This is a genomic window from Micromonospora sp. MGP-C2 (assembly GCF_057766525.1).
On the sequence record NZ_JBYMEN010000002.1, the window covers coordinates 931,513 to 952,362 of the forward strand.

At 73.1% G+C, this 20,850-nt stretch carries 19 protein-coding genes and 2 pseudogenes; 6 read left to right on the top strand and 15 right to left on the bottom strand.

Annotation, left to right across the window (positions count from 1 at the left end):
* Positions 1-57 precede the first annotated feature (57 nt).
* The 5 genes from AC3CF1_RS03985 to AC3CF1_RS04005 all read right to left on the bottom strand — a co-directional run bounded on the left by AC3CF1_RS03985 (position 58) and on the right by AC3CF1_RS04005 (position 3,856).
* Positions 58-1,674: a class I adenylate-forming enzyme family protein gene (locus tag AC3CF1_RS03985; RefSeq protein WP_488449550.1), complete on the bottom strand. Its 1,617-nt coding sequence runs from the start codon at positions 1,672-1,674 to the stop codon at positions 58-60.
* Positions 1,671-2,162, bottom strand: coding sequence for a beta-ketoacyl synthase chain length factor (locus AC3CF1_RS03990; protein WP_488452038.1), 492 nt, complete (start codon positions 2,160-2,162; stop codon positions 1,671-1,673). The genes AC3CF1_RS03985 and AC3CF1_RS03990 overlap by 4 nt, the downstream gene beginning before the upstream one ends.
* 80 nt (positions 2,163-2,242) lie before the next feature.
* Complete coding sequence (locus tag AC3CF1_RS03995) at positions 2,243-3,352, bottom strand: beta-ketoacyl-[acyl-carrier-protein] synthase family protein (protein ID WP_488449551.1); 1,110 nt, start codon at positions 3,350-3,352, stop codon at positions 2,243-2,245.
* On the bottom strand, positions 3,345-3,590 hold the full coding sequence (locus tag AC3CF1_RS04000; protein WP_088948349.1) for a hypothetical protein: 246 nt from the start codon (positions 3,588-3,590) through the stop codon (positions 3,345-3,347). The genes AC3CF1_RS03995 and AC3CF1_RS04000 overlap by 8 nt, the downstream gene beginning before the upstream one ends.
* Complete coding sequence (locus AC3CF1_RS04005) at positions 3,590-3,856, bottom strand: acyl carrier protein (RefSeq protein WP_088948350.1); 267 nt, start codon at positions 3,854-3,856, stop codon at positions 3,590-3,592. Before AC3CF1_RS04005 ends, AC3CF1_RS04000 begins: the two co-directional genes overlap by 1 nt.
* Before the next feature lie 15 nt (positions 3,857-3,871).
* Between AC3CF1_RS04005 and AC3CF1_RS04010 the strand changes: the two genes are divergently transcribed.
* Entirely contained in the window at positions 3,872-4,627 is a 756-nt protein-coding gene (locus tag AC3CF1_RS04010) for a 4'-phosphopantetheinyl transferase family protein (protein WP_488449552.1), read from the top strand.
* On the opposite strand, the gene AC3CF1_RS04015 is transcribed toward AC3CF1_RS04010, so the two are convergent.
* The 10 genes and pseudogenes from AC3CF1_RS04015 to AC3CF1_RS04060 form a co-directional block, all read right to left on the bottom strand.
* The gene (locus AC3CF1_RS04015) at positions 4,522-5,871 is read right to left on the bottom strand and encodes a class I adenylate-forming enzyme family protein (RefSeq protein WP_088948352.1); all 1,350 of its coding nucleotides are present in this window, start codon (positions 5,869-5,871) and stop codon (positions 4,522-4,524) included. The two genes, AC3CF1_RS04010 and AC3CF1_RS04015, sit on opposite strands and share 106 nt — an antisense overlap.
* Positions 5,872-6,678: 807 nt before the next feature.
* Entirely contained in the window at positions 6,679-6,996 is a 318-nt protein-coding gene (locus AC3CF1_RS04020; RefSeq protein ID WP_488449553.1) for an antibiotic biosynthesis monooxygenase family protein, read from the bottom strand.
* Positions 6,993-8,243 carry a beta-ketoacyl synthase N-terminal-like domain-containing protein gene (locus AC3CF1_RS04025; RefSeq protein WP_141912696.1) on the bottom strand — a complete coding sequence of 417 codons (1,251 nt, stop codon included), beginning with the start codon at positions 8,241-8,243 and terminating at the stop codon, positions 6,993-6,995. The genes AC3CF1_RS04020 and AC3CF1_RS04025 overlap by 4 nt, the downstream gene beginning before the upstream one ends.
* A gap of 38 nt (positions 8,244-8,281) precedes the next feature.
* Entirely contained in the window at positions 8,282-9,556 is a 1,275-nt protein-coding gene (locus AC3CF1_RS04030; protein WP_488449554.1) for a beta-ketoacyl-[acyl-carrier-protein] synthase family protein, read from the bottom strand.
* Complete coding sequence (locus tag AC3CF1_RS04035; RefSeq protein ID WP_088948355.1) at positions 9,553-9,957, bottom strand: cupin domain-containing protein; 405 nt, start codon at positions 9,955-9,957, stop codon at positions 9,553-9,555. Before AC3CF1_RS04035 ends, AC3CF1_RS04030 begins: the two co-directional genes overlap by 4 nt.
* Positions 9,950-10,705, bottom strand: a complete 756-nt coding sequence (locus tag AC3CF1_RS04040) for an SRPBCC family protein (RefSeq protein WP_088948356.1) — start codon at positions 10,703-10,705, stop codon at positions 9,950-9,952. Before AC3CF1_RS04040 ends, AC3CF1_RS04035 begins: the two co-directional genes overlap by 8 nt.
* Positions 10,702-12,144: an acetyl-CoA carboxylase biotin carboxylase subunit gene (locus AC3CF1_RS04045; protein ID WP_488449555.1), complete on the bottom strand. Its 1,443-nt coding sequence runs from the start codon at positions 12,142-12,144 to the stop codon at positions 10,702-10,704. The genes AC3CF1_RS04040 and AC3CF1_RS04045 overlap by 4 nt, the downstream gene beginning before the upstream one ends.
* Before the next feature lie 19 nt (positions 12,145-12,163).
* Complete coding sequence (gene accB, locus AC3CF1_RS04050) at positions 12,164-12,697, bottom strand: acetyl-CoA carboxylase biotin carboxyl carrier protein (protein WP_488449556.1); 534 nt, start codon at positions 12,695-12,697, stop codon at positions 12,164-12,166.
* A pseudogene (locus tag AC3CF1_RS04055) lies at positions 12,694-14,471 on the bottom strand (acetyl-CoA carboxylase carboxyltransferase subunit alpha). The gene accB and the pseudogene AC3CF1_RS04055 overlap by 4 nt, the downstream one beginning before the upstream one ends.
* Positions 14,468-14,806 carry a TcmI family type II polyketide cyclase gene (locus AC3CF1_RS04060; RefSeq protein WP_088948360.1) on the bottom strand — a complete coding sequence of 113 codons (339 nt, stop codon included), beginning with the start codon at positions 14,804-14,806 and terminating at the stop codon, positions 14,468-14,470. Before AC3CF1_RS04060 ends, AC3CF1_RS04055 begins: the two are co-directional and overlap by 4 nt.
* A 434-nt stretch (positions 14,807-15,240) precedes the next feature.
* On the opposite strand from AC3CF1_RS04060, the gene AC3CF1_RS04065 reads away from it, so the two are divergent.
* From AC3CF1_RS04065 to AC3CF1_RS04085, 5 genes and pseudogenes are all read left to right on the top strand, one after another.
* Positions 15,241-16,038 (top strand): AfsR/SARP family transcriptional regulator, encoded by a 798-nt coding sequence (locus AC3CF1_RS04065; protein WP_088951777.1) that lies wholly within the window; start codon positions 15,241-15,243, stop codon positions 16,036-16,038.
* Between the two features lie 90 nt (positions 16,039-16,128).
* A pseudogene (locus tag AC3CF1_RS04070) lies at positions 16,129-16,443 on the top strand (TcmI family type II polyketide cyclase); the annotation flags it as partial.
* Between the two features lie 139 nt (positions 16,444-16,582).
* Positions 16,583-17,932, top strand: a complete 1,350-nt coding sequence (locus AC3CF1_RS04075) for an FAD-dependent oxidoreductase (protein WP_488449557.1) — start codon at positions 16,583-16,585, stop codon at positions 17,930-17,932.
* Positions 17,933-18,236: 304 nt separating this feature from the next.
* The gene (locus AC3CF1_RS04080) at positions 18,237-19,373 is read left to right on the top strand and encodes a hypothetical protein (RefSeq protein ID WP_354982038.1); all 1,137 of its coding nucleotides are present in this window, start codon (positions 18,237-18,239) and stop codon (positions 19,371-19,373) included.
* A gap of 226 nt (positions 19,374-19,599) precedes the next feature.
* Positions 19,600-20,808 (top strand): low temperature requirement protein A, encoded by a 1,209-nt coding sequence (locus tag AC3CF1_RS04085; protein ID WP_355162650.1) that lies wholly within the window; start codon positions 19,600-19,602, stop codon positions 20,806-20,808.
* Positions 20,809-20,850: the final 42 nt, after the last annotated feature.

Below are 20,850 nucleotides of genomic sequence, written 5' to 3' on the forward strand. Positions count from 1 at the left end.
CCGCCACTCCGCTTCGCTCCGCGCCGGCGCCGGCGCCGAGCTGCCTGATTCGCTCGCTCATGACGCCGCCTCGGTGAGGTAGCGCTCGCGCAGGACCACCTTGCGGACCTTGCCGGTCACCGTGACCGGGATGTCCGCGGAGCGCACCGGCACGACCCGGCGCAGCGTGCCGCCGACGTCCGCGCCCAGGGCGGCGCGGACCCGTTCGGTGCGGTCCTCGGCCTCGTCGGCGCCGGCGGCCAACTCCAGCAGCACGTCGGTGACCACACCGTCGGCCTCGGCGACGATCACCACAGTGCAGTCGGTGACGTCCGGGCAGGCGGCCAGGATGCGCTCCTCGGACAACGCGGTGAACAGGCGTCGCCCGTCACCGGCGTCGACCGAGTCCACCGCCCGGTCCAGGTGGTAGTAGCGCCCCTCGGCGTCGGTGCGGACCAGGTCGCCGGTGAGGTACCAGCCGCGCTGACGGAACCGGTACGTGGTGACCGAGTCGTTCCAGTAGCCACGGAACAGCGACGGCGAGTCGACGCCCAGGAAACCCACCTCGCCGGTCGGCACCGGTTCGCCGTCGGCGTCGAGCACCGCGACCTTGGTGAACTGGTACGGGCGGCCGATGCAGCGGCCGTACCGGTCGGTGTCGGCGCGGTGGGTGATGTGGAACATCGAGTGCCCCATCTCGCTGGAGCCCAGCCCGTCGATGAAGACCGAGCCGGGCACCCGCACCACGCCCTCGCGGGTGACCGTGTCCCGGGAGCCGACCGCGACCAGCCGCCGGATGTGCGGCTCGTGCGAGCAGTCGCCGGTGTTGAACCACAGCCGCACCGAGTCCAGGTCGTACCCGGACAGGTCGAAGCGGGCCAGCTCGGCCCAGGTGACCGAGAAGCCGAACACGCCGTCGGGGTGCCAACGTTGGATCGCGTCGAGCACCCGCTCACCGTCCTGTTCGGACAGCAGCAGCATCTGCGCGGAGTTGCCCAGCGCCTGGTTGACCATCAGCACGGTGGCGGTGTGCGGGGCGGGCAGAGCGTTGAGGATCCGGGTGGTGCCCTGCGCCTGGGGCATGGTGAGCAGGTGCCGGGTCGCGGCGAAGAGGCTGGCGTGCGAGTGCAGCACCGCCTTGGGCACCCCGGTCGTGCCGGAGGTGTGGGTGATCACGATCGGGTCGTCCTGGTGGTGCCGGTAGTGCGCCGGGGCGGCGGACGGGTCACCCGTACCGGCCTGCGCGGGGGTGCCGAGCAGGGGTACGCCCAGGTCGTGCCCGGCCAGCAGCGCGGTGTGCGCGTCGTCGGCGAGCACACCGAAGCCCCGCAGCCGACGGATGTACTCGGCGGCGATCTCCGGGCGGAGCTTGCCGTTCATCAGCGCCGGAATCGCCCCGAGGCGGGCCAGCGCCAGGAAACTGAGCACCATGTCGGCGGCGGCGGTGGCCCAGACGGCGACCGGGTCGCGGGGACGTACCCCGCGCTCGTGCAGCCAGGCCGCCCGAGCGGCGACGCGCTCGTCGAGCCGACCCAGCGTGAGCGGCTCCTCGGCCGGGTGCCCGTCGACGGCCGTGTCGAAGGTCAACCCGGGGCCGTCCGGGTCGGCGCCGTGTGCCAGCACCCGGGCCAGGACGTTGCCCGCGCCCACCTCGGTGTCGGCGGCCAACGCGCCCCGCAGTCCTCGTGTCCTCATGGTCGTCCTTCTCCCCCCAGCAGCACCGCGACCGCCTCGGTCGACGCGTCCGGCGCCTGTTCGATCAGGATCAGCAACACCTCGTCGGCGTCGCCGTCGTACCGCAGCAGGTCCGCCTCGGCGGTGCCGTCGGCGTACGGGTCACCGGTCGGGCTCAGGCAGACCACCGGGCCGCGCAGGCCCCAGCGGGCCGCGAGGTGCCCGGCGACGCTGTTGGGCACCGACTGGAAGAAGAACAGTGGGCCGATCCGCCCGCCGGCCTCCACCGCCGCCCGTACGTGCTCCGCGCTGGCGCGATCGCCACTGGCGCTGACCAGCACGATCGCGGTCCGCCTCCCCGGGGGCACGCCGGCAACCCCGTACCCGCGCCCCAGGCACCGCTCCGCCACCGCCACCACCACCGGCGCGAACTGCGAGGACACGAACCCGGGGACTCCCGGCGCCGGCCCGTCGTCGCCCGCCTCGGGCCACCGCGCCTGCGCCAACACCCCCGTCCCCCGCTCCGCCGACCCCGCACCGACGGGTGCCGTCTCGGGTTCGTCGGGGCGGACGGTGGACGACCGCCCGGTCATGGCGCGCCGACCAGGAGGGCGGTGTTCGCGCCGCCGAACGCCGCGTTGAGGGTCAGCGCGTGCGTCGTGGTCGTCCGGCGAGGGTGGTCCGTGATGACGTCCAGGGGGCACGCGTCGTCCGGGGCCAGCCAGCCGGCGTTGACCGGCAGTTCGCCCTGCCGCAGCGCGAGCGCGGTGACCACCAGTTCGAGCAACCCGGACGCCTCCAGGGCGTGCCCGTGCACCGACTTCGTGGAGCTGACCGGGACCTGCGCGGCGTGCGCGCCGAGAGCCCGGCGCAGGGCTGCCGCCTCGGCGGAGTCGCTCTGTGGGGTGCCGGTGGCGTTGGCGTTGACGTAACCGACGGCATGCGGCGGCAGCCCGGCCCGGCGCAGCGCGGCGTCGACCGCACGGGCCAGGCCGGCGCCGGTCGGGTCCGGCTGGCACGGATGGAACGCGTCCCCGGCCCGCCCCCAGCCCACCACGGTGGCCAGTGGCTCGACGCCCCGCCGCCGCCCGGCGCTTGATTCCAGCACCACCGCGGCCACGCCGTCGCCGAGCAGCAGCCCGCGTCGGTGAGCGCTGAACGGGCGGACCGCCCCGTCAACCGCGAGGGCCCGACCGGCGTCGAACAACGCGAACTGGTCCGGCTCCACCAGGTAACCGGCGGCGACCACCACCCGGTCGACGTCACCCCGGGCGATCAGGGTCGCCGCGTCGGCCACCGCTGTGCTCGCCGACACGCAGGCGCTGGTGTAGACCCGGGTGTGCCCCGAGAGCCCACACGCCACGGCGAGCTGGTCGACGAGCGCACCCGGGGCGGGGCCCGCTCCCGGTGCCGGTCCGCCGTGCACGGCGAGCAGCAGAGCGCATTGCTCACGCTGCGCACCGGCCAGGCCGGCCGCGCGGCACGCCGCCTCGATCGCGGTGGCCAACTCGTCGCCGAGCGAACCGACCTCGGGCAGGGTTGCCGCCACGGTGACCCGGCGGGCGGCGGTGTCGAAGCGGCATACCGCGCCGAACGCCGGCACCCCGGCCAGCACGCCGGCGAGCTGCGCCTCGGCGCCCCGACCAAGGGCACTGACCGCGTGTACGCCGGTGAGCTGGGTGACGCGCGGCTCAGCCATCTGCGGGGGTGGTCAGCGACGCCCGGAACACCGCCAGGGCGTCGTCGACGGTGCGAATGCCGGCCAGCTCGTCGTCGGTGAGGTCGAGCTGGCGGTCGAAGCGTTGCTCGACGAGGTGCACCAGCCAGGCCAGCTCCATCGAGCCGATCCGGTCGGGCACCTCGGCGGCCGGTTTCGTGGTGAGTTCGGCGAGCATCGTCAGCAGGTCAGCTCGCCCCAGGTCGGGCTGACCGTCCATCAGGCTTTGTCGCTCGTCGCCTCGGTGACCCGGTTGGCGACCATGGTGGTGAACTCGCCGACCGTCATCAGGGCCAACTGCTCCGACTCGTCGTCGGCGAACGTCACGCCGTACCGGTCCTCGACCCGGACGGACAGGTCGGCCAGGGCGAGCGACTCCAGGTCGACGCCGGCCGGGCCGAGCGTGGTGTCGTCGTCGAGCCCCTCGACGTCGTAGTTCATGTCGGCGAGCTGCTCGACGACGAAGGCGCGGACCTCGGCTCTCATGGATACCCTCTCTGCGTGGGTCAGCTGACGGCGTCCGGTCGGGACACCGCCTACGTATGGGTCGGTCGGGATACCGGCGGTCAGCCGGATCCGGCCGCTGAGCTGCTGTGCCAGGCGGGACGTCTGCTGCTGGACCGCCCGATGGCCGAGCTGGTGCTGACGCACGGCCCGGGTGGGCGGCCGCTCGTCCGGGCCAGCGATGACCCGGCCGGGTCGGTCGGGTTGCCGGTCAGCGTCAGCCGCACCGCCGGGCTGGTGGTGGTCGCCGCCCGCCGTGCCGGCGCGATCGGCGTGGACGTGGAGCGGGTCCGCCCGCTGCCCGCGCTCGCGCTGGCCCGCCGCTGGTTCCCGCCCGCCGAGCTGACCTGGTTGGCCGATCGGCCCGAGGCTGGCCGGGCGGTGGATTTCCTGCGGCTGTGGACCGCGAAGGAGGCGGTCGGCAAGGCTCTCGGGCAGGGCCTGCGCGGCGGCGGACTGCGCCGGCAGATGCCGCCCCCAGGGCTGCCGTGGCGACCGGTGCCCGGTGCCGAGGCCCTGTGGGTCGGCCACCCGGAGTTGGGCGGTGACCTCGTCCTGGCGGTCGCGGTGCACGCCACCGGGCAGGTCGACGTCGAGGTGGTGCAGCGGACCGGTCAGGGTGCCGTCGAGGTGGTGCAGCGGCCCGGTCACGGGGTGGCCGCCGTGCGCAGCGCGTCGGTCGAGCGGACCAGCTTGCCGGTGGTGGTGCGGGGCAACTGGTCGAGCAGGTGCAGCACCCGGGGCCGCTTGTAGCCGGCCAACCGCTCGGTGAGGAGCTTGTCCAGCGTCTCCTCCGACAGCGGGCCGTCGGGTTGGACGTACGCGGTGATGCCGTCGTCCCACACGACCACCGCCGCGGTCACCCCGGGCAGCTCGGCGACTGTCGCCTCCACCTCGGTCAGGTCGACCTTCATCCCACCCACGGAGACCTGCGAGTCGAGTCGGCCGCGCACGGTGACCAGGCCGGTGGCGGGGTCGACGGTGCCGGCGTCGCGGGTGTGCAGCCAGCCGTCGGCCCAGCGGGTCGGGTCGCTCAGCCCCACGTACGGCGACGCCGGGCAGGACACCCACAGCTCGCCGTCGGTCTCGCGGACCTCGATGCCGGGCGCCGGGACGATCGACGGCCGGTGCGATCCGTGCAGGTCGGTGCCGATCACACCGACCTCGGTCATCCCGTACATGTTGCCCAGCGGCACGCCGTACCGGTCGGTGAACGCCTGGGCGACCGCGGCCGGCACCAGCTCGCCGCCGGTGGTCATCCGCTTGAGCTGCGGCAGCGGACCGGTGGGTCGGGTGGAGGCGAGCAGTCCGATGTGGAACGGCACGCCCAGCACGGTGGCGGGCGTCGCGCCGGCGCTGATCGCGGCCAGCACGGCGTCGCCGCTGAGCCGCTCCGGTGGCACCAGCTCGACCCCGGCGTGCAGGCCGTAGAGCAGGCCGCCGACCAGGCCGAGCACGTGCACCATCGAGGGCAGCAGGATGATTCGTTCGCCGGGCAGTGCCACCCCGTCGATCCGGGTGTAGCGGTGCACCTCGGCAACCAGGTCGGCGGCAGTGCGGCCGATCACCTTGGACGGTCCGGTGGAGCCGGAGCTGAGCTGGATCACGGCGTGGCCACTGACCGCCGGGCCGTCGGCGTACCGGGAGACGCCCTCGGTGACGTCGACGAAGATCCGCAACGCTCCGCCGCCGCTGCGGACCGGCGCGACGACCACCTGCGGGGTGAGCCGGGTCAGCGCGCGGTCCACCTCGTGGTCGGTCAGTCGGTGGTCGAGCAGGATCGCCTGCGCCCCGGCGCGCCAGGTCGCCAGGAGGTTCACCACGTACGCCAGTGACGGCGGCAACCGCAGCGCGGCAGCGCCACCGGGGCGCAGTCCGGCCGCGACGAGACGGTCCTGCGCGGCGGTGACCAGCCGGTGCAGGGTGGCGCGGTCGATCGGCTCGGGCAAACGGAGACAAATGTCTGTCGGGCGGCCGGCGAACAGGACTTCGTCCACCCATCCTGGGTCGGTCGCCGTAGGATCTTCTGTCGTCACTGCCGTTCACCGCCCAGCATGAAATAGGGCAAATATGCCCATGACGTACGCTTGTCGGGGTGCTGCGGGGAACCATACGACGCCCCGCGCGGCCATTGCTAGATGCAAATGGCTGGATCAAAAGAGGCGGCCAGCCGGATTGCCGACAGCCCGTTCGACGGGCAGGATCAGGCGCGTGCCTCGGCAGATCGTCACCGTGGGATGACCCCTCGTACAACCGTCGTGCGGCCCCATCCGGACGGCCGATGGTGCCACCGGGTGAGCCCGACGAGGGTTGCGAGTCGCGCCACGCTGGTGCCTGCGCGGCCGCTGTGGGCGATCTCGGCGATGAGGGTACGGGCCAGCAGGCCGGTAGCGGATCTCGGCAGGCGCGACGGCGTCGGCGTGGGCCAGGGCGCGCCCGGGGGGCGGCGCGATCGCCGACGCCGGGGCAGGCGCGGGCGGCGTCGATGAGGTGGGCGGCGCGATGCTCGGCGAGTGGTCGGCGCCAGCCGTCCGGCGGCAGGACCGAACGCGGTGCGGTGCGGGTCGTCGGTGCCCGTATGCCGGCCACGAGCCCTCACGGTGGGCGGGGACATGACACGAGCCTGCCGCTCTTGCCGGCGACTACCGCCGCACACGCCGCCTCACCCGCGACAGCTGACAATCTTGGACAGTTCCGTTACGGCGTAACGGAACTGTCCAAGATCTACCCTGCCAGCTCTCCGTCACGTCCAGATACGCCGGCTTGCACAGGTGAACGCGACCATCTCGGCGGCCCAAGGGCCGTCAGGCGAGCGCCGGCGTCTGCGCGTGGATGCGGAACCGCAGCGAGCGGGCCTCGGTGAAGCACTCCCGCATCGGGCGCACCAGGTCCCGGTGTTCCGGGCTGCGTTCCCAGCTCTCGAAGTCGGCCAGACTCGCCCACTCGCTGGTGATCAACCACTGCTCCGGGTCGGTCGACGAGCGGCACACCTGGTCGACGAGGTGCCCGGGCACGCCGCCGGCCACCAGATGCCGCACCTGCTCGTACGCGGCGAGGAACTGCTCGGTGCGCGGCACCGGCACCCGCACCAGAAAGACCACCCGGGCCCGCTGCTCACTCATGACGCCTCTCCCCTCATCGGTGCGGCCCCCCGCAGGACCAGCGCGCTGTTGAACCCGTCGAAGCCCCGCGCGCACACCAGCGCGAGCCGGTTGCGCGGCCGGCGGTGCTCCCGCAGGAAGTCCAGCTCGCACCCGTCGGCCACCTCGTCCGGGCCCGCCGACGCCGGCAGCGTGTCGTGCGCGAAGGCGAGCAGCGCGGTCGCCACGTCCAACGCCGAGCCGCCCTGGTACGCCCGCCCGGTCAGCGACTTCTGGGTGGTCACCGGAGGCGGCCGGTCGGCGAATACGGCCCGCAGCGCCTCGGCCTCGCTGCGGTCGTAGCGGGGCACACCGAGCGCGTCGGGCAGCACCACGTCCACCCCGGCCGCCGCGACGCCAGCCCGGTCCAGGGCCAGCCGCATCGCCCGCGCGTACTGCGCCGGATCGCCGGCACTGTCCGCCGTGGTGTGCGCGGCGTCGTGGGTGGAGCCCCAACCGCTCACCTCGCCGTAGACCCGGGCTCCTCGGGCCAGCGCGTGCCCCAACTCCTCCACCACGAACACCGCTCCCCCCTCCGCCGGCAGGTAGCCGCTGGCCGTGGCGTCGAACGGCCGGTACGCCCGCTCCGGGTCGGCGACGTCGCTGAGCAGCCCGGAGCGCAACTGGCAGGCCAGCGCGTACGGGCTCAGCGGGCACTCGGTGGCCCCGGCGATCACCACCGGAGTGCCCCGGCGCACCGCGCGGGCCGCGTGCGCGAGGCTGTCCAGCCCGCCGGCCGCCTCCGCGACCAGCACCCCGCTCGGGCCCTTGAACTGGTGGTGGATGGAGAGCTGCCCGACGCTCGCCGCGTAGAACCAGGCGATCGACTGGTACGCCCCGACCGTCCGCGACGACCCGCCCCACAGCCGTTGCAGCTCCCGCTGGCCGAACAGGTTGCCCCCCGACGAGCTGGCCAGGGTCACCGCGTAGCCGTACGGGTCGGGGGCCCGCTCGGGCAGCCCGGCGTCGGCCAACGCCAGCCGGGTGGCGGCGAAGCCGAGGTGCGTCCACCGGTCGGTCTGCACCAGTTGTCGGCTGTCCGCGTAGGAGTCGGCGGTGAAGCCGGGCACCTCCCCGCCGAACCGGGTCGGGTAGCCGGACGGGTCGAACAGCGTGATCGGCCCGGTCCGGCGGGTGCCGGCCAGCACCGTACGCCAGTGGGCGTCCGCGCCGATGCCGCTGGGCGCCACCACACCGATGCCGGTCACCACCGCGCGGGCGGTGCTCACGCCGTCGCGGTGTGGGGCGCCCCCGTGCTGCGCGGTGCTCACGCCGCCACCGTTCCGGGCAGGCGGCGGAACACCATCGCCGACTGGAAGCCGCCGAACCCGCTGCCCACCGAGAGGGCCACGTCGACCGGGACCTCCCGCGCCTCGTTCGGTACGTAGTCCAGGTCGCACTCCGGGTCCCTGGTGCTCCAGTTCGCCGTCGGGGGCACCACGCCGAACTCGATGGCCAACGCGCACGCGGCCATCTCGATCGACCCGATCGCGCCGAGCGAGTGCCCGACCATCGACTTGATCGAGCTGATCGGCACCCGGTACGCGGCCTGGCCCAGCGCCCGCTTGAAGGCGGCCGTCTCGTGCCTGTCGTTCTGCCGCGTGCCCGAGCCGTGCGCGCTGATGTAGGAGACCTGCTCGGGCAGGATCCTGCCCTGCTTGAGCGCGTCGGTGACGGCGAGGCCCATCTCCAGCCCGTCCGGCCGCAACCCGGTCATGTGGAAGCCGTTGCTGCGGCTGGAATAGCCGGACACCTCGCAGTAGATGTGCGCCCCCCGCCGCAGCGCGTGCCCGGCCTCCTCCAGCACCAGCACCGCCCCACCCTCGGCCAGCACGAACCCGTGCCGGTCGGCGTCGAACGGGCGGGAGGCGTGCGCCGGGTCGTCGTTGTCCGGGCTGGTCGCCTTGATCGCGTCGAACGAAGCGACGGTGACCGGCGAGATCGGCGAGTCGGCAGCCCCGGCCAGCATCACGTCCGCCTCACCGTCCACGATCATCTGGTGGGCGTAGCCGATCGCGTCGATGCCGGAGGTGCACCCTGTCGACACGACCTGCGCCGGGCCGTGCAGCCCGTACCGGCAGGCCACGTCGGCGGCGAGGCTGCTGGGCACCAACGCCTGATAGAGGTACGGGCCGCCGCGCGCCGCGTCGACCAACCAGCGGCTGCCGTGCTCGCTGAGCGTGACGTACTCCTGTTCCAGCGCCATCGTCCCGCCCACGGCGGTGCCCAGCACCACCCCCGCCCGGTTCCGCTCGGCGTCGGTCAGCACCAACTGGGCGTCCGCTACGGCCTCCGCGGCGCAGGCCAGCGCGAACTGCACGTACCGGTCGGCCCGGCGTCGCTCCGCCTCGGTGAGCCCCGCCGCGACCGGGTCGAAGTCGCACTCCGCCGCGATCTGGGACCGGAACGGCGACGGGTCGAAGAAGCTGATCCGCCGGGTGGCGGTCCGCCCCTCGGTGATGGTCTTCCAGAAGCGGTCCCGGCTCGCGCCGCCCGGAGCGACCACCCCGACGCCGGTCACCACAGTGCGACGACCGGTCATGACCCGCCCCGCTGCTCGACCAACTCGGTGTCGACGTGCCCCAACTCGGGGCGGGGGGCGAGCGGCCCCAGGTGGAAGACCACCTCGGCCGGTTCGACGCCGGTGTTGCGCAGTCGGTGCCGCACGTTCACCGGGACGAACAATCCCTCCCCGGCGGCCAGGAGCGTCGGCTGGTCGTCCAGGTCGACGGTGATCGCGCCACGCACCACGTACAGGAACTCCTCGCTGTACGGGTGGTAGTGCTCGGCGATCCGCTCCCCCGGCGCGAGCGCGGCCACCCCGAGGAAGCCCGAGGTGCTGCCGACGGTGCGGGGGCCGAGCAGCACCCGCAGCTCACCGCCGCGCCGCCGGTCGGCGGGTACGTCCCGGGCGGCGATCGGCCGGGTGCTCAGGTCACTCATCGTCGGCCTCCGTCGTCTCGTCGGTGGCCGCCGGGCGACCCTGGTCGGCGCGCTGCCGGGCGATCCGCTCCACCCGGTCCTTGATCACTGCGAGTTGGATGACGCTGTTGGTGTTGATCCGCTCGGTCATCCCGGCGTTGTCGACAGGTGCGGTCGGCTTCATCGCGAAGTCCTGCGTCCAGGTCATCCGGGTGCCGCCGGCTTCCTCGGTGTAGCGCCAGTGGATGCGCATGTACTCGAACGGCCCGGTCTCCACCCGGTGTGCCCGCACCTGGCGGCTCACCGGGTCGGCGGTGCGCTCACTGACCCAGCTCCACGACACCCCGTTCTCGTCGGGGTACATGGTGAGCCGGAACCGCACCGTGTGCCCGTCGCGGTGCAGGATCTCCACCACTGCGTACTCGGTGAACAGCTCCGTCCAGTTCGCCACGTCGTTGGTGACCTCCCAGACCAGCGCGAGCGGCGCGTCGAGGACCACGCTGTTCTCGGTGTGCCCGGGTGGGTCGGCGCGGCGGGTGACCAGGTCGGCCACCGCCGGAATGCTGAGCTGCCCGGCCTGCTCGGGAATGGTCACCTGCCACCGGTCGGCGACGACTGCGGAGAGCTCCAGCAGGGCGAGGGAGTCCATGCCCAGCTCCTCCAGCGAGGCGGCGGGCGCCCGGGCCGCGGCGTCGGCGTCCAGCCCGCAGTGCGCCACCAGGATGTCGGTGATCTCGGCGGTCATCGGGCGACCATGGGTGACGGTCATCGGGTCCTCCTGTGGGTTGCGTCGGGCTTTGCGGCGGGCGCGGGGCGCGGGGCAGGGGTGGCCGTCGGCCGTTGCGCGGGCGCAGCACCGGGCACGCCGAGCAGACGGTCGACCAGGCCCGTGGTGTAGCGGCCCTTGCGGAATGCGGCGTCGTCGAGCACCCGCCGCACGAACGGGATGGTGGTGTGCACGCCCGGCCCCGCGATGTCGAACTCGTCGAGTGCGCGCTCCAGCCGGTTGAGGGCCAGCTCCCGGTCGGGCGCCCAGACGATCACCTTCGCCAGCAGCGAGTCGTACCAGGGGCCGACCAGGTAGCCGGCGCTGGCGTGGGTGTCCACCCGGGTGAACGGTCCACCGGGTGGGGTGAAACGCTCCAAGCGGCCGGGAGTGGGAGCGAAACCGCGCTCGGGGTCCTCGGTGTTGACCCGGCACTCCACAGCGACACCGTGCAGGTGGATCTCCTCCTGCCGCCAGCGCAGCGGCACCTCGGCGGCAATGTGCAGCTGCTCGTGCACCAGGTCGATCCCGGTGACCATCTCGGTGACCGGATGCTCCACCTGGATCCGGCAGTTGATCTCCAGAAAGTGGAACCGTTCCTCGGCGTCGACCAGGAACTCCAACGTGCCGGCGCCGACGAAGCCGACCTCGAGGGCACCCCGCAGCGCCGTCTCGGCGATGGTGCCGAGAACGGCGGCGGGCAGCGCCGGGGCGGGTGCCTCCTCCACCAGCTTCTGGTGCCGGCGTTGCACCGAGCAGTCCCGGGTGCCCAGGTGCACGCCGTTGCCGTGGGAGTCGCAGAGCACCTGCACCTCCACGTGCCGCGCCTCGGTGAGGTACCGCTCGACGTACACCCGGTCGTCGCCGAAGGCGGCCTGGGCGGCGGCCCGGGTCCGGGTGTAGGCCCGACGCAGCTCGCCCGGGGTGTGCACCACCGTCATCCCCCGGCCACCACCCCCGGCGGCGGCCTTCACGATCACCGGGTAACCGACCGCCTCGGCCACCTCGGCCGCGGCTGCGGCGTTCGGCACCGGCGCGATGCTGCCCGGCGACAGGGGCAGACCGGCGCGGCTCATCAGCGCCCGCGCCGACGACTTGTCGGCCAACGCGGCCATCACCGCCGGCGGCGGGCCGATGAAGACCAACCCGTTGTCCGCGCAGATCTCGGCGAAGTCGGCGTCCTCGGACAGGAACCCGTAGCCCGGGTGCACGGCCTGCGCGCCCACCTGCCGGGCCGCCTCCACTATCGCCGCGGCGTTGAGGTAGCTGCGTCGGCTCGACGCCGGCCCGATCCGGATGGCCTGGTCGGCGAGTCGGACCGCCGCCGAGTCGGCGTCCGCGGCGGAATAGACCACCGCCGTCCGTACGCCCAGCTCCTTGCAGGCGCGCAGCACCCGCAGCGCGATCTCGCCCCGGTTGGCGATCAGGACGGTCTCGAACATGCTCAACCACCCCGCGCCGTCATGCCGGGTCCAGTTCGACCAGCAGCTGGTCGTACTCCACCGGCTGGCCGTCCTCGACGAGGACCGCGACCACCCGGCCGGCGCGGTCGGCGGTCACCTCGTTCATCAGCTTCATCGCCTCGACGATGGCGACCGGCTGGCCCGGGCGGACCAGGTCACCCACCGCGACGAACGGCCTCGCGCCGGGCTCCGGCGAGCGGTAGAAGGTGCCGACGATCGGCGCCCGCACCACGGCGCGCCCGGGCACCGACGGCCGGATCAGCGCCGCCGGTGGGCCGGGTGCCGGCGCGACCGGCGGTGCCGGCGCTTGAACCGGAGCAGGGAGTACGTCCGGTCGGGCCGCCTCTTCGGGGTGCCACTCGATTTCGAGCACCGCCGGCCCGCTGCGCAGCCGGACCCGGCGCACCGGGCCGGCCAGCTCGGCGATCAGGTGCTGTGCCTGCCGGCGGAGCCCGGCCAGTGCCTCCTCGCCGCCCACCTCGGTGTCGTCGGGCGCCTCGACTGTCGACACCGCCCCGTCGCCGGCGGTCACCGGACACCTGCCCGGTTGACGCCACGGGTGGTCCCGAACCGTCGGAAGCGCTGCCGACGGAGGCGGACCAGCATGGCGGGCGGCACGTCCAACAGCGGCAGCAGGTTGGCCAGCAGGGCGGCCCGCAACCGGTGGGCGGTCTCCGCCGGGTCGTCGTGCGCGGCGCCCGACGGCTCCGGCACGACCTCGTCGACCACGCCGAGCCGGCACAGGTCGGGCGCGGTCAGTCGCAGCGCGCGGGCGGCCTGCGGCGCCGCGGACCGGTCCGGCCAGAGGATGGCCGCGCAGCCCTCGGGGCTGATCACCGAGTAGACGGCGTTCTCCAGCATCAGCACCCGGTCGGCGACCGCCAGCGCCAAGGCGCCGCCACTGCCGCCCTCTCCCGTGATGACCGCCAGCACAGGGGTGGGCAGCACGGTGAGGGTCAGGATGTTCTCCGCGATGGCCGCTGCCTGGCCCTGCTCCTCGGCGCTCACGCCGGGGTCGGCGCCGGGGTGTCCACCAGAGTCACCACGGGCAGGCCGAGCCGGGCGGCCAGGCGCATCAGCCGCAACGCCTTGCGGTGCCCGGCCGGGCTGGCCATGCCGAAGTTGCGGGCGACCAGTTCGGCGGTGGTGTGCCCCTTCTGGTGGCCGATGACCATGACGTGCCGGCCGGCCAGCCGGGCCACACCGCCCACGATGGCCGGGCAGTCACCGCCGAGGCGGTCACCGTGCAGTTCCACGAACCCGTCGAAGACCGAGTCGAGGTAGTCCAGTGTGGTCGGTCGAGCGGGGTGACGCGCCATCCGGACGGTGTCCCAGGCGTCGCGTACCGCCGGCGTCTGGCCCGCCCCCGGAGTAGGTGACGGCGCCACCGCCGCCGCCGGGCCTGCTGGCCGCGCCAGGGCGGCATCGTCGTCGGCGAGGCGCTCGCGGCGCGACGCCGGCTCCTGCCGGGGTACGGGCGGGTGGCCGGCGTGGGCCGCACGGCCGGCGCGGGTCGCGGCCAGCAGCGCCACCAGCCGCCCGCGCAGCGACCGACGTTGCACCACCATGTCGACCTGTCCGTGCCGGAGCAGGAAGTCGGCGGTCTGGAAACCCTCCGGCAGCGCCCGACCGGTGACCTGACGGATCACCCGGGGGCCGGCGAAGCCCATCCGCGCGCCGCTCTCGGCGAGCACCAGGTCGGTGTTGGTGGCGAACGACGCGGCCACCCCGCCGTAGGTCGGATCGGTGAGGACGCTCACGGTGAGCAGACCCGCTTCCCGCAGCGCGGCGATCGCCTGGCTGACGGTGGCCATCTGCATCAACGACAGCGCGCCCTCCTGCATCCGCGCCCCGCCCGAGGCGGTGACCAGGACGAGCGGGATGCGGTCGTCCAGCGCCCGCTCGGCGGTCCGGGTGATCAGCTCACCCACCGCGCAGCCCAGGCTGCCACCGAGGAAACGGAAGTCCATCACGGCCAGGGCGACCGGGTGCCCGCCGATGGTGGCCGTGGCACAGACGACCGCCTCGGCCAGGCCGGTGCTGGCCCGCGCGGCGGTGAGCCGGTGCGGGTATGGCAGCACGTCGACGAAGTTGATCGGGTCCGCCTCCGGCAGCAGGTCGGACAGGGGGCGCAACGATCCCGGGTCGACGAGTTGGCGCAGCCGTTCCGGTGCGCCGAGTCGGGCGTGCTCCCCGCACTCCGGGCAGACGTCCAGGTTGCGGCGCAACCGTTTGCGGTAGAGCAGGCTCGCGCAGCCGGCGCAGCGGGACCAGAGCTGTTCCTCGCGGCGCGCGATGGCCGTCACGACCGCCGTCCGGGGTCCGGGGCGTCGAAGCGGTAGAAGCACTGCGCCATGGCGTCGCGCGGCGAACGCCAGGTCGGCAGGTACGGCGAGACGTACGGGCGCAGGCGGTCGCTGACCCGGATGAACTCGGGGTGGCCACGGGCGGACTCCACCGCGCCCTCCGCCGGCTGCTCGGTTTCGAGCAGGTGCACGTAGAGGTCGTGCAGGCGGTACAGCGAACGGTGCCGGACGCCGACCAGGCGCGGCAGCTCCGTCGCGTCCGACTCGGCGAAGATCTCGGCGACCCGCTCCTCGGCGGTCGGATCCACCTTCGCGACGATCAGCGATCGGTCCATACAGGCCTCCCCCCACGGCGTCCGGCCGGCGACGGGTCGCCCCCGGACGCGCTGGACGACTGCCCACACGATGCGGCAATCCTCGTCACGGCGGCGTCACCGTGAAGGGATGATCAGCTACGCATAACGGTGACGCTGCGTTGACGCAACCTGTGTATCAGCTATGCGTCGAGCGCGCCCGGATCGACGGAACGGTCAGATGTTTGCCCAGTTCAGAACCGATCTCAGGTTGACTGTCGCGAATAGAAGGCCCACGTCGGCGTTGACTCACCGTGACCGCTATTGATAATCTTCACGGTGGCCAGCCCGGCGGCCTCAGCGGGCGGGGCCGCGCCCGGCCCCGCCGTCAGTGGTGAGGTCGACAGTGGCGTCACGGGCAACCGATCCGGGACACAGCAGACAGTCGGGACGAGCGTCCCGCAGGGGGTGCCGCCGTGGCCGCTGATCCGTCCGTGCCGACCGCCGGAGAACCGCCCGAGGAGGGCGTCTCACTCCACCTGCTCGGCGGCTTCCGCCTGCTGCGCGACGCCGTACCGGTCGTGGTGCCGCGCGGGCTGCAACGGGTGATCGCGCTGATCGGGCTGCGCCCCGGCGCCACCCGCAGCCAGCTCGCAGGGCTGCTCTGGCCCGACGCCTCCGAGGAACGCGCGCTGTCCTCCCTGCGCACGGCGCTGTGGCGACTCCGTCAGGACCCGTGCTGCCCGATGACCATGGCCAGCGACACCGTACGACTCGGCACGGCGGTCCGGCTCGACGTGGACGACCTGGTCGGCACCGCGGCCCGGGTCCGCGACGGCGACGACCCCCGCACCGCCGCCGGGGCACTCGCCGCCGGACGACACGACCTGCTCCCCGGATGGTACGACGACTGGGTGCTGCTGGACCGGGAGAGACTGCGCCAACTGCGCCTGCACATGCTGGAACAGGTCGCCGGGCACCACCTGACCGCGGGGCGACACGGCGAGGCCCTCGAAGCCGCGCTGGAGGCGATGGCCGCCGAACCGTTACGCGAGACACCGCACCGGCTGGTCGTCCGCATCCACCTCGCCGAGGGCAACGCCTTCGAAGCCGTCCATGCCTTCTACGTCTACCGGGACCTGCTGCGCAGGGAGTTGCGCCTGGAGCCGAGCCCGGCGATGTGCGCCCTGCTCGACGACACGCTCGCCCCGATCCGCCAGGCCAGCCGGGACGCCGTCACCGATCGCCCGTCACCGGCCGGCAGACGTACGTGACGGTGACGTGACAGGCGCTGCGGCACGGTGGGCGCACAGAGCACGTGGCGCCGGTCCGAGGGTCGGAAAGCCACCGGCGGAAGGGGTCCCATGAGTCGTCTACTGATCGTCAGCCGGATCATCCCGGGCGCGGAGGGGCGGGTCGCGCAGATCTTCGCCGAATCCGACGCCACCGAACTGCCCGGTCTGACCGGCGTCACGCACCGATCCCTGTACTGCCTGCACGACCTGTGCGTACACCTGCTGGAGACCTCGGACGTCGACCCGGACGCCCTCGCGGCGGCCCGCAACCACCCGCTCTTCCAGCAGGTCAACGAGCGGCTCTCCGCGCACACGTCGCCGTACCTGCCGACCTGGCGCTCCCCCCGCGACGCCATCGCCAGCTGCTTCTACCGGTGGGACGCCACCGGCCCGACCAGCACCGACACGCCCGCAGCGCGCCCAGCCAGCACCGAGGCACCCGCAGCACGCCCAGCCAGTGCAGGCGCTCCCGCAGCGCGCCCGGCCAGCACCGACGCACCTGCCGCGCACCCGGCTGGCTGAGATGCCCGCCGCCCCACCACACGTACTGATCATCGGCGCCGGCACCGGCGGACTGTGCCTGGCGCACGGCCTGCGCCGGGCCGGGATCACCGTCGCCGTCTACGAACGGCACCGCGACCGCACCGACGGGCTGCTCGGCTACCGCGTCGGCATCGGCCCGACCGGTAGCCGGGCACTGCGCGAGTGCCTGCCGCCGGAACTGTTCGCCACCTTCCTGGCCACCTGCGCGCGGCCACCGCACTACTTCAACGTGGTCACCCAGGGGCTGCGCCAGACCGCGTCGTTCGCGCTACGGCCCAGCGCCGACCCGGTGCACACCGAACACTCGGTGGCCCGGATGGTGCTGCGCCACGTGCTGCTGACCGGCTTGGACGACGCGGTGCACTTCGACAAGACCTTCACCCGGTACGAGCAGCGCGACGACGGCACGGTCACCGCGTACTTCGCCGACGGCACCAGCGCCACCGGCGACCTGCTGGTCGGGGCGGACGGCACACACTCGGCGGTACGCCGGCAGTACCTGCCGCACGCCGTCACCCGCGACGCCGGCACCATCAACATCGCCACCCGCATCCCACTGACCGCACACACCCGCGACCTCGTCCCGGAACGCGTCCGCCAGGGCATCTCACTGATCTTCGGCATCGGCGGGATAATGGGCGTGCTGCACGTCATGGACTTCAAGTGGGACGCCGAACGGGCGATCAAGCCCGGCGTCAGCGACGCGGACGCCGCCCTGCTGCGGCAGTGGCCCGGCCTGTCCGACGACACCACCACCGACAACATCAACCTCATCATCTGGAGTGCCGCCCGCCGGTTCCCCGCCGACGTGATGGAACGACGAGGCGAGGACCTCGTACGGGTCGCCCTGGAACTCACCACCAACTGGCACCCGAACCTGCGGGAACTCCTCACCCGCGCGGACCCGGCCAGCGTCCTCCCGATCAACGTGTCGACGTCCGAACCGGTGCCTCCCTGGAAGAGCAGCACCGTCACCATGCTCGGGGACGCCATCCACACCATGACCCCCGGTCGCGGTGTCGGCGCGAACACCGCCCTGCGCGACGCCCGCCTGCTCTGCGAGCAGCTCACCCGGGCCACCACCGGAGACAAGACGCTGCTCCAGGCGGTGGCGGACTACGAGGCCGCCATGGCGCCGTACGGCTTCGCGCGGGTCGCCGAATCGTTGAACCGCAGCGGCACCAGCGGCGACGACCGGATGTACCGACCGGTGGTGGGTCGGCTCGCGCTGCTCGGGGCACGCGGCTACTTCGGAGTGACCAGCCGGGTGCCTCGACTGCGCCGCCGGTTCGTCGACGACTTCCACACCTACGAGGGCGATCAGGACTGACCCGGGCAACAGCCCGTCGACCCGGGTTCGGCGTTCCGCGCCGGGCCCGGGTCTTCGTCGTGTTCGTGCTGATCTCGTCGAGTCGCTGGCTTTCGTCGGGCCCGGCTTTGTGCTGCTTGAGGCGACGCTGTGTCACTCGGCGGGCACCGGCTGAGGTGGTCGCCCCACGCACAACGCCCCTGGCCGATCCTGTCTCTCGCCCGCAATACGCGTGTGCGAAGCTGCGGCGAGTTTTTCTCGTGACTTATCCAACGAGCTGAGAGGGAGGTTCGCCGTGGCGTGGTCTATCGGACACTCGCTGATAGTGGTACTGGCACTGTTGCTGGGACTGGCCGCCGGATGGTTGCTGCGCGGCCGGCGGGGCGTGCAAGGCAACTCGATTGTGGAAGGTGACCCCGTCGCCGGCCTGGCCGTGATCTCCACGCCGACGCCGGCGGCCACCACCGACGAGGTCCAGCCCGCGGCCGCCGTCGACCCGGCCCCGACCGCCGTCGCGGACGAGCCGGTGCCGGTGGACACGGTCAGCGCGCCAGCCGCGGTGACCGCTGCGGACGGTCCCACCCCGGTTCCCGTCCCGACGGAAGCCCCGAGCACTATCGACCCGGCCGACATGGCGCTGACCGAGCCCCCGCCGCCCGTACCGGCCGCCGAGCAGCCCGACCCGGCCGAGCTGCGGTCGGAGCCCGTCGTGGAGTCGACCCCCGAGCCGGTCGCGGTCGATGAGCAGCCCGCCCCGGCGGCCGTGGTCGCCCCCCGTAAGCCTGCGGACGACCTCCCGCCCGTTGACAGCACGCCGCTCGACAGCACCCCGGCCGACGAGCCGGTCGCGGTCACGCCGGCCGACGAGCCGGTCGCGGCCACCCCGGCCGACGATGCGGTCGGGACCACCCCGGCCGACGAGCCCGTCGCGGCCAGCCCGGCCGACGATGCCGAGACCCGGGCCGCGGTGGCCGATCCGGCGGAGGAGCCGGTGACCACCGACGCGGTGGACGTGGACCCGGTGGACGCTCACCGGGTGGACGCGGAGCCGGCGGACGCGGTGCACACCAACGCCGTGAGCACCGACGCTGACGCTGACGCTGAGTCGGTGCGGGCGCCGGTGGCCACGCCTCCGGTCCGGCCGGCCGTGAGCGCGACCCCTCCGGTCCGTTCGACCGCCGACACCGCGATCAGCACCTACGAGGGCGACCCGACGGGCCCGGCCGACGACTTCCGCCGCATCCAGGGAATCGGCCCGAAGATGGCGGCGGCGTTGCAGGACGCCGGCGTGCGCACGTACGGCCAGCTCGGCGATTTGGACGAGCCGGCGCTGCGCGACCTGATCCGTGCCGCCGGTCTGCGCGCCGCGCCCGGGCTGGCCAGCTGGCCGCAGCAGGCCCGTGTGCTCGCCGGAGCTGGTGAGGAGATGGCCGCGGTGCTGCCGAGCAGCAACCAGGCCTGACGCCCGAGACCGAGCCCTCGGCCCACCGTCCAACGCGACGGTAGGCCGGGGGCTCGTCCGTGCGGGTCGGAACACCGCAGGGCCGCACGCAGAACCGACGGAGTCGATCAGCCCCGGTTGGGGGAAGGGCCGGCGAATTCGGGGCCGTGCCGTCGACCGATCGTTACCGTCCGGGGAGGTGGACCGGACGGGTCCGTCGAGTCGACCGGTTCCGCAGGAGAATCCCGTGAACCTCGCCGCGCCGGAGCCCGGGTCGCCTGGGCCCCGCCGCCCTCCGGTGCGTGATCCGGCGGCCCCGCGCCGGGTGACACTTCTCGAACTCTTCTTCGACCTTGTGTACGTGGTCGCGTTGGCCCTCATCTCCCGCGGACTGGTCGACCAGCTCGACTGGCACCGGGCAGGTCAGGCACTGATCATGCTGGCGGCCGTCTGGTGGACCTGGGTGATCACCACCCTGGTCACCGACCTGTACAACCCGGAACGCACCGAGATCAAGCTGCTGATCAGCGCCGTGATGTTCGGCGCCCTGCTGATGACCACGGCGATCCCGGAGGCGTTCAAGGACCGCGGGCTCGTCTTCGCCGGCACCTACGTGACGATCCACCTGGGGCGCGGGCTGTTCCTGATGCCGGCGGTACGCCGAGAACCGCAGACCCAGCGTCGGGCGGTACGCATCTTCATCTGGTTCGCGGTGTCCGCGATCCCGTGGATCATCGGCGGGTTCGTCAGCGACGACGCCCGGCTGGTGTGCTGGGCCATCGCGCTCGCCATCGACTACATCGGTTTCCGGCTCGCGTACCCGGTGCCCGGGCTCGGGATGGTGCCGGAACCCCAGCGCAACGTGACGGCGGAGCACCTTTCCGAGCGCTACCAGCAGTTCTTCATCATCGCCCTCGGCGACGCGATCCTGATTATCGGCACCATGTTCAGCGCGCAGCACAGCGAGACGGAGAACATCGGCGCGTTCGCGGTGGCGTTCCTGACCACCCTGCTGCTCTGGCGGATCTACGTGCACAAGTCCGGTCAGCTCCTACCGATGGCCATCAAGGGGTCGGCGTCGCCGAGCAAGTTCCTGTTCACCGCGCCGTACACCCATCTGTTGATGGTCGCCGGGGTGGTGACCACGGCCTCCGGGTTCCACCTCGTGCTGCTCGAACCGAGCGGCCGGACGCCACCGGCCTGGGCGGCGGTGATCCTCGGCGGTCCGGCACTCTTCCTGGCCGGACGGGCCTCCTTCGAGTACGAGGTGTTCAGCCGGGTGTCGTGGTCCCGCCCCGGCGGGGTGCTGGCGCTGCTCACCATCGCGCCCGCCGTGCTGTACCTGCCACCGGTGTTCGCCTCCCTCGGCGCCCTCCTGGTGCTGGCCGGCGTGGCGTACGCGGACTTCCGACGCAGTTACGGCAAGCCGCCGGAGGCTCCCAGCCCACCGCACTGAGCCAGCCCACCGCACTGAAGCAGCCCACCGCACTGGACCGGC

What these genes read in the sequence shown, in the direction of transcription:
- AC3CF1_RS04000 (WP_088948349.1), bottom strand. Translation starts at nt 3,590, where the DNA reads ATGGACGGTCAGCCCGACCTGGGGCGAGCTGACCTGCTGACGATGCTC.
- AC3CF1_RS04075 (WP_488449557.1), top strand. Translation starts at nt 16,583, where the DNA reads ATGCCCGCCGCCCCACCACACGTACTGATCATCGGCGCCGGCACCGGC.
- AC3CF1_RS04005 (WP_088948350.1), bottom strand. Translation starts at nt 3,856, where the DNA reads ATGAGAGCCGAGGTCCGCGCCTTCGTCGTCGAGCAGCTCGCCGACATG.
- AC3CF1_RS04035 (WP_088948355.1), bottom strand. Translation starts at nt 9,957, where the DNA reads ATGAGTGACCTGAGCACCCGGCCGATCGCCGCCCGGGACGTACCCGCC.
- AC3CF1_RS04045 (WP_488449555.1), bottom strand. Translation starts at nt 12,144, where the DNA reads ATGTTCGAGACCGTCCTGATCGCCAACCGGGGCGAGATCGCGCTGCGG.
- AC3CF1_RS04060 (WP_088948360.1), bottom strand. Translation starts at nt 14,806, where the DNA reads ATGGACCGATCGCTGATCGTCGCGAAGGTGGATCCGACCGCCGAGGAG.
- AC3CF1_RS04040 (WP_088948356.1), bottom strand. Translation starts at nt 10,705, where the DNA reads ATGACCGTCACCCATGGTCGCCCGATGACCGCCGAGATCACCGACATC.
- AC3CF1_RS03995 (WP_488449551.1), bottom strand. Translation starts at nt 3,352, where the DNA reads ATGGCTGAGCCGCGCGTCACCCAGCTCACCGGCGTACACGCGGTCAGT.
- AC3CF1_RS03985 (WP_488449550.1), bottom strand. Translation starts at nt 1,674, where the DNA reads ATGAGGACACGAGGACTGCGGGGCGCGTTGGCCGCCGACACCGAGGTG.
- AC3CF1_RS04030 (WP_488449554.1), bottom strand. Translation starts at nt 9,556, where the DNA reads ATGACCGGTCGTCGCACTGTGGTGACCGGCGTCGGGGTGGTCGCTCCG.
- AC3CF1_RS04020 (WP_488449553.1), bottom strand. Translation starts at nt 6,996, where the DNA reads ATGAGTGAGCAGCGGGCCCGGGTGGTCTTTCTGGTGCGGGTGCCGGTG.